General features: G+C 73.2%; 5 protein-coding genes. All 5 read right to left on the bottom strand.

Annotated elements, in window-relative coordinates:
• Positions 1-162 precede the first annotated feature (162 nt).
• The gene (locus HTZ82_RS07280; protein WP_175408466.1) at positions 163-1,704 is read right to left on the bottom strand and encodes an RNA polymerase sigma factor; all 1,542 of its coding nucleotides are present in this window, start codon (positions 1,702-1,704) and stop codon (positions 163-165) included.
• 461 nt (positions 1,705-2,165) lie between these two features.
• On the bottom strand, positions 2,166-3,053 hold the full coding sequence (locus HTZ82_RS07285) for a FadR/GntR family transcriptional regulator (RefSeq protein WP_175408467.1): 888 nt from the start codon (positions 3,051-3,053) through the stop codon (positions 2,166-2,168).
• A 169-nt stretch (positions 3,054-3,222) separates the two neighbouring features.
• Positions 3,223-5,268 (bottom strand): ATP-binding cassette domain-containing protein, encoded by a 2,046-nt coding sequence (locus tag HTZ82_RS07290; RefSeq protein WP_175408468.1) that lies wholly within the window; start codon positions 5,266-5,268, stop codon positions 3,223-3,225.
• Positions 5,269-5,457: 189 nt separating this feature from the next.
• Positions 5,458-6,228, bottom strand: coding sequence for an NUDIX domain-containing protein (locus HTZ82_RS07295; RefSeq protein WP_175408469.1), 771 nt, complete (start codon positions 6,226-6,228; stop codon positions 5,458-5,460).
• Positions 6,229-6,448: 220 nt separating this feature from the next.
• Positions 6,449-7,678 (bottom strand): amylo-alpha-1,6-glucosidase (locus HTZ82_RS07300; protein ID WP_375540789.1); only part of this gene is annotated, 1,230 nt, incomplete at its 5' end.

Consider the following 7,678-nt stretch of genomic DNA (forward strand, 5'->3'; position numbering starts at 1 on the left):
GTCCACTCAGCGTCAGGCAGGAGCGCCCGGTACGCACGCCGCGCAACGCCGAAGGGCCCGGCTCCTTTCCGGAACCGGGCCCTTCGTCAAGCATCGGCCGGCGTCAGCCTCAGCCAGGCAGTCGCCTCGGTCGAAGTGGGCGCCTCAGTCGAAGTGGGCGCCTCAGTCGAGGTAGTCGCGCAGGACCTGCGAGCGCGACGGGTGGCGCAGCTTCGACATGGTCTTGGACTCGATCTGGCGGATCCGCTCACGGGTCACGCCGTAGACCTTGCCGATCTCGTCGAGGGTCTTCGGCTGACCGTCGGTGAGGCCGAAGCGCATCGAGACGACGCCCGCCTCGCGCTCGGAGAGGGTGTCGAGCACCGAGTGCAGCTGCTCCTGGAGGAGCGTGAAGCTGACCGCGTCGGCCGGGACGACCGCCTCGGAGTCCTCGATCAGGTCACCGAACTCGCTGTCGCCGTCCTCACCGAGCGGGGTGTGCAGCGAGATGGGCTCTCGGCCGTACTTCTGGACCTCGATGACCTTCTCGGGGGTCATGTCGAGTTCCTTGGCCAGCTCCTCCGGGGTGGGCTCGCGGCCCAGGTCCTGGAGCATCTGGCGCTGCACGCGCGCGAGCTTGTTGATGACCTCGACCATGTGCACCGGGATGCGGATGGTGCGGGCCTGGTCGGCCATGGCGCGGGTGATCGCCTGGCGGATCCACCACGTGGCGTACGTCGAGAACTTGTAGCCCTTGGTGTAGTCGAACTTCTCGACCGCGCGGATCAGACCGAGGTTGCCCTCCTGGATCAGGTCCAGGAAGAGCATGCCGCGGCCGGTGTAACGCTTGGCGAGCGAGACGACCAGACGGAGGTTGGCCTCCAGCAGGTGGTTCTTGGCGCGGCGCCCGTCCTCGGCGATGATCTCCAGCTCGCGCTTGAGCTTCGGCGCCAGCTTGTCGGAGTTCGCCAGCTTGTCCTCGGCGAACAGACCGGCCTCGATGCGCTTGGCGAGCTCGACCTCCTGCTCGGCGTTGAGCAGGGGGACCTTGCCGATCTGCTTCAGGTAGTCCTTGACGGGGTCGGCGGTGGCGCCGGCGACGGCGACCTGCTGGGCCGGCGCGTCGTCCTCGTCCTCGTCGGAGAGGACGAAGCCCTTGGCCTCGCCGTCGGTCTCCTCCTCGTCGCCCTTGGCGGGCTGGACCTCCTCGAGCAGCTCCTCGCCCTCGACGATCTCGTCGGTGTCCTTCTTGGCGGCCGTCTTCTTGGCCGTCGTCTTCTTGGCCGCGGTCTTCTTGGCGGCCGTCTTCTTCGCCGCGGTCTTCTTCGCGACGGTCTTCTTGGCAGGGGTACCGGCCTCGTCGGCCGGAGTGTCCGCGCTCTCAGCCGCCGGGGCCGCCGCGGCTGCCTTGGCCGTGGTCGTCCTGGCGGTGACGGTCTTGGTGGCGGTGCGCTTTGCCGGGCTCTTCGCTGCGACGCTCTTGCGGGCGCGCTTCGGCGACTCCGCTGCACTGACCATCAGCGTCACACCCTCTTCCTCGAGGATCTGATTGAGGCTGCGCAGAACATTCTTCCACTGGGTTGGCGGAATCTGGTCAGCCTCGAAGGCCCGACGCACGTCATCGCCCGCGATCTGCCCATCAGCCTTTCCCCGCTCGATGAGCGCCATCACAGACTTGGACTCGGCGATCTCCGGCGGGAGCGTACGCGATGTGCTGGCCGACACGAACAACCTCTCGGAACGATGGAAACGGCTTCCGGCCCCGCCCATGATCGGGCCGGAGCCGACGACCGCCGGCGGGGAATGAGCCGGCGACGCGGGCTGAACCTCGGAGGTGCACAGCGCCATCTGTGGCGGCTGTATTCCCTCCTCGGCTGTCACCTCTTAGGTCATCGCCGTGGTTCGCGGAGCGTTACGCCCAATCCGCGTGGCCCGAGTCACATCCCCGAGCGGAAGGAAGCGGTCAGACGGGACATTCACCCCGCAATCGCGCCGCCGTACCCTCCCGGCCCGGGGGACTCACCGGCCCCGCAGGCCCTTCCGGCCCGATCAGGTCGACTACCCGTCGGGCCGAGCGATACACCTTCCGGCCGCCGCCCGCGCCACAGGCGACTGCGCCGCGGGCGATCACGCCGGGGGCGACCGCGCCCTGGAGGGCCGTGCGGCGTGCGGTCACGGTCCGCGGTTCAGTGTTCACGTGGCGCGGGAACGACGCGTTCCACATCGGGCTGGACGGTGAGCAGCTGGCGCATGGCGGCCTCGGCGGCCTGTCCGTCGCCGGCCGCCAGGGCCTCGACGATCCGGGCGTGGTGGGCTAGGCAGGACTCGCCGGGGCGGTCGCAGCTGATCGCCGGGGCGCCGGAGACCTGGAGGGCCGCGGCGACGATGCCGGACAGGTGCTCCAGCATGCGGTTCCCGGCGAGCTGGATCAGGAGGGCGTGGAACTCGGTGTCGGCGCGGGAGAACGTGATCGCGTCGCCCTGGGCGAGGGCGTGGCCCATGATCTCCACCATGTCGGCGATGCGCCGCTGGACGTCCTCGCGCCCGTGGCCGGCGGCGAGCCGGGCGGCGAGCGGCTCGATGGTCCAGCGCAGCTCGGCGAGCTCGCGGCGCTGGTCGTCGCGCTGCGGTCCGAAGGCACGCCACTCGATGATGTCGGGGTCGAGGAGGTTCCAGTCGCCGACGGGGCGGACGCGCGTGCCGACGTTGGGGCGCGCGCTGACGAGGCCCTTGGCCTCCAGGACGCGCAGGGACTCGCGTACGACCGTACGGGAGACCTCGAAGCGCTGGCCGATCTCCTCGGGGACGAGCGGCCGGTCGGCGCCGAGGTCGCCGGAGACGATCATCTGGCCCAGCTGCTGGACGAGTTGACCGTGGAGGCCGCGGCCTCGGCTGCCGGCGGTGCGGCGGCCCACACGGCTCAACTCCGTTTCGGCCGCGTCCCAGGAGGGGGCGGCGACGCGGTCGGCGGCGGGCGCCTCCGCGTAGGGGTAGCGGTCGAGACCGCCCGGGGCGGCGAGGGGGGCCTCGGCGGGGCGGGCGGCGGTCATCATGGTGTGCGCAAGGGTACTCACGCATCCTTTGTCGGCGCCGGTTCCGGCACCCTTGAGGTCTTTGGTGAAAAGCACACGAAAGGGTGATCGGTGCTCGCTCCGCAATTGACGCCTAATCGGAAGGAAGCGGGCAATTTCCAAGGAGTCGCGACCGATTGAAGTGGATTGATCGCCTCTGATCAGTTTGCGATCACCCTTGGACGCTTCGAAGTCTTCCGCTGATCAGAAACGCGCCGAGCAGGGTGGTGAGCGACAACGCCAGCGCCGCGCCGACAGGTTGGGCCAGGACGTGCAGGGCGCCGGTCAGCCAGCGCTCGGCCTCTTCCGGCCAGCGCGGCAGGGCCAGTTCGCGGAGCCGCTGCGGAAGTCCGGCGATCGAACGACCGGCGGGGACGGTGATGGTGCGCTCGACGAGCGGGGCGATCACGACCGGTACGGCGAGAACGGCCGCGAGGCCCGCGGCCGCGGCCCGGAAGACACCGGCGGCCAGCAGCCCGGCCCAGCCGCACCCGACCACGAGACCCGCCCAAGTCGCACACAGCCCCGGCCAGTTCGCCGGTACGGGGATCAACGCCCCGCCGTAGACCAGGCGGAGCGCCTCCAGATCGACGACGGCGACCGCCACGGCGAGCAGCAGCGCGGCGGCAGCCGTCACGGCGAGCTTGGCCACCAGGAGCCCGAAGCGGCGCGGTACGGCTCCGAGCGCGGCCTGGAGCACGGGGTAGCGGTACTCGTGGCCGTACGAGAAGGCGCCGAGGAGCCCGGCGCCCAGCGCGGCGGGCGGCAGCGGGAGCAGCTCCGGCCAGGCGGCGAGCACGGTGGGCAGCGGGGCGCGGCCGAGCCTCGCCATCAGGACGGCGAGCACCGCCGACACGGCGAGGGTGCCGACGATCAGCAGCGGCGTGGACGGCACGCCCGCGATCCTGCGCAGCTCGTACTGCAGCGGGCGCGACGGGCCGCGCCGTGGCTTCCCGGCTGCGGCACCGGCTCCTTGCCTGGGCCCTGGCGTGGGTCCTGGCCCGGCTCCGGTGCGGGCGCCTGGACTGGCACCGGCGTCGGCACCAGCGCCTGCCCACGCGCGATGCCGGGCCCGGCGTGGAGGGCGGGAGCTGGGGTGGCGTCGGGTGGCGCGGGCGTCGGGCGTGGGGGCAGCGGGGCCCTGACCTGCTGATGCGGATTCGGGTGCGGGGTCGGAAGCGGGTTCAGGGGCGGGTTCAGGCGTGGGTTGGTGGTCGGCGGGCGCAGCGGGGCCGGGCGCGGGGGTGTCGGGGCCGGAGAGCGGGGCGGGCCGGGCTGTGGAGGCCGGCGGGGTGGCCGTTGAGCCGGCGTGTGGCTCCAGGGGCTGTGGGTGGGGGGCCGGGTCCGGTGCGGGGCCGGTTTCCTCGGCAAGGCGGTGGAGGAGGATGCCGTGGCGGAAGGCGGTCTCGCCCACCACAGCGCAGTCGCCGCCGTACACGTACAGCCGGTTGCCGGCCTCGGTGACGACCTCCACCGGGCGGCGGGCCGCGCGGGCCTCCCGGCCGATGAGCGCGGCGAGGCGGGCGGCGTGCGGGGTGTGGACGGCGACGCGGGGGCGGAGTCGGGTGCGGGCGAACGCCGTGGCGTCCTGGTCGGCGACCAGGCGGCCGGCGGCCACCGCGACGACGCGGTCGGCGGTGCGTGCCGCCTCCTTGGGGTCGTCGGTGGTGCAGAGGACGGTGCCGCCGTGTGCGGCGTGGGCGCGCAGCAGGCCGTACAGCCATGTGGCCTCGCGTGGCGACAGTCCGGCGGTGGGCTCGTCGAGAAGGAGCGTGTGCGGGTCGCCCAACAGGGCCGCTGCGAGGCCGAGTCGGCGTTCCATGCCGAGGGACAGCGTGCCGAGCCGCTGGTCCTCAAGACCGGCGAGGCCGACGACGTCGAGCAGTTCGTCGGCGCGGGCGACCGGGACGCCGGCGCTCGCGCACAGCATCCTGAGCTGGCCGCGGGCGGTTCTCGCGGGGTGACCCGGCAGGTCACCGAGGAGCACGCCGACTTCGCGCAGCGGGTGGGCGACGCGATGGAGCGGCCGGCCGCGGAAGTAGGTGACGCCTCGGCCGCGTTCGAGCCCGAGCATCAGCCGCAGGGCGGCGCTCTTGCCCGAACCGCGGGGGCCCAGGAGGGCGGTGACCTTGCCGGGCAGCGCCTCGAAGGTCAGGTCGTCCACAGCGGGCGGACGGTTCCGGCGGGGGGTGCTGGTGAGTCCGATTGCCTGGAGCATCGCTTCTCTCGCGGTAGATGAGACCGCTCGGCGGCAGGGCGGGTACCGCAGCACGATAACGCGACATTTCGGACTTTTTGCGCAGGGCGCCGGAGGGTCGACGACTGAACGCCGGGCTGGGACGCCGGAGCCGGATGCCAGGTACCGGCCATGGGGCTCCGGCTACCCCCGTGGCGTGCCGGGTGGCCGTCAGACCTCCGGGCGCAGCATCGGCGGATTGAGCAGAGTCGCGCCGCCGGCGCGGAAGAGCTGGGCGGGGCGGCCGCCCTGGCGGGTGGTGGTGCCGCCGGCGGGCACCAGGAAGCCCGGGGTCCCCGTGACCTTGCGGTGGAAGTTGCGCGGGTCCAGCGCCACGCCCCAGACCGCCTCGTACACCCGACGCAGCTCGCCGACCGTGAACTCGGGCGGGCAGAAGGCGGTGGCCAGCGAGGAGTACTCGATCTTCGAGCGGGCGCGTTCGACACCGTCGGCGAGGATCTGCGCATGGTCGAAGGCGAGTGGGGCGGGCGGTTCGCCGTCGCGGCCGATGCCGGTTTCGGGGCTGAGCAGTTCCTCGACGGGTGCCCAGCGCACGCTGTTGGCGTCGCCGCCCGGGCGTGGGGCGGGCAGGTCGGGGGCGAGTGCGAGATGGGCGACGCTGACGACACGCATGCGCGGGTCCCGCTTGGGATCGCCGTACGTGGCGAGCTGCTCCAGATGGGCACCGCCGCCGGGCGCCGGCATGGGGTCCCCGGGCTCATGGACGCAGAGCCCCGTCTCCTCGGACAGCTCCCGCGCGGCTGCGGTGTCGAGGTCCTCGTCGGGCCGTACGAAGCCCCCGGGCAGAGCCCAGCGCCCCTGGAACGGCGGCTCTCCCCGGCGTACGACCAGTGCGCACAGGGCATGGCGGCGCACCGTGAGCACCACCAGGTCGACGGTCACGGCGAAGGGCGGAAAGGCCGAGGGGTCGTAGGGGGACATGCCGCGATCATAGTCGTCTTCCTGACGATAAACACGTCGGTCGCGATCTTCGGTGCCGACTTCCCGCCCGGCTCCCTGCCCCTGTTCCCGCGCGCGCTCCGTAGCGTGGCCGAGGGCTTCCCGGCGCGCTTGCTCGTGGGCTTCTTCACCGGCTTGTGCCGCCTGTTCTGCCTGTTCCGCTTGTTCCGCTGTTCGCTGCCCTGCAGCGGTACGCATGTGGTCACACCCCCAACTGAAGTCCGGCGGCGGCCTCCTCCACCATGCCGAGGCCCAGCCTGCTGACGCGTACGGCGAACGGCTCGCCCGCGACGCACAGCCCGGAGAGCCGGATCGCCCCCAAGGGGGCGCAGCGTACCGGCTGCAGCGCCACCGTGCGGGCGGGTGCGTCCGGGCGGATGCCCACCAGCGCGGCCAGCACGTGGACGGCCGCGGCCGCGGCCACGGCGGCCGGGCGGCAGGCGGCCGGATGCGGCACGGGGGCGCCGTCGGCGGTGCGCTGCTCGCCCGCGTACATCTCCGGCAGCCGGTACCCGAACGCCTCGGCCGCGTCGATGAGGCCGCGCAGCAACCCGGACGCCTCCTTCTCGTACCCGGCCGCGGCGAGCCCGGATACGGCGACGGCCGTCTCGTGGACACGGACTGCGCCGGCGCGGTGGCCGAAGGGATTGTGTCCCGGCTCCTTGGCCCCGAGGCTGCGCAGTCCCCAGCCGGTGTCGAGCGCCGGGCCGCCGAGCAGCCGGGCGAGCTGTTCCGTCTGCACCTTGTCGAGCAGCCCTTCGGCGGGACGGCCGCCGCCGAGCAGCCCGGTGTCGAGCAGGTGCGCCGCGGCACCGCCCAGGTGCGGCACGGGCCGCCCGTCGGCGGCGAGCGCGGCGGCGGGCCGGCCTCCGGTGAGGTCGTCCAGCCAGAAGGCCTCGCGGAAGCGCCGACGCAGGGAGCCGGCCCATTCGCGCCAGGCGTCCGCGCCGGGCCGGGCGCACCCCTCCAGGAGTTCGGCGCCGAGCAGTGCCGCCCGCTGTGCGTGGGCCTGGGTCTCGGCACGGCGCACTCCGGCACCCGGCCCCGGCTCGGCGAGCAGGCCTTCGCCGTCGGTGGCGGTCCGCAGCCAGTGCAGGCAGCGCTCCGCTGTGGGCAGCAGTTCGGCGAGGTCCTGTTCGGGCAGTCCCCACAGGCGGGCCTCCGCGAGTACGGCCGGGAAGGCGAGGGTCGCCTCGATGCCGGTGCACGCGGGCGGAAGGTGGGGCCCGGCGTCACGAAGGGGTCCCGCGACGCGCCCGGCGGCGGGCCCTGTCCCGGGGCCGTCCGCCAGGCCTCGGGCGACGCTGCGCAGGGTTTCCGCCGCGAGCCTGGTGCCGAGCGGGAGGACCATGCGGGCGGCCCACAGGGCTTCTGCGGGCGCCGGGCCGCACCGCCAGGGCACCCCGGCGGCGAGGTGCACGCCCGACGGGTG

It is taken from the genome of Streptomyces sp. TRM64462 (assembly GCF_013362995.1).
Classification (GTDB): domain Bacteria; phylum Actinomycetota; class Actinomycetes; order Streptomycetales; family Streptomycetaceae; genus Streptomyces.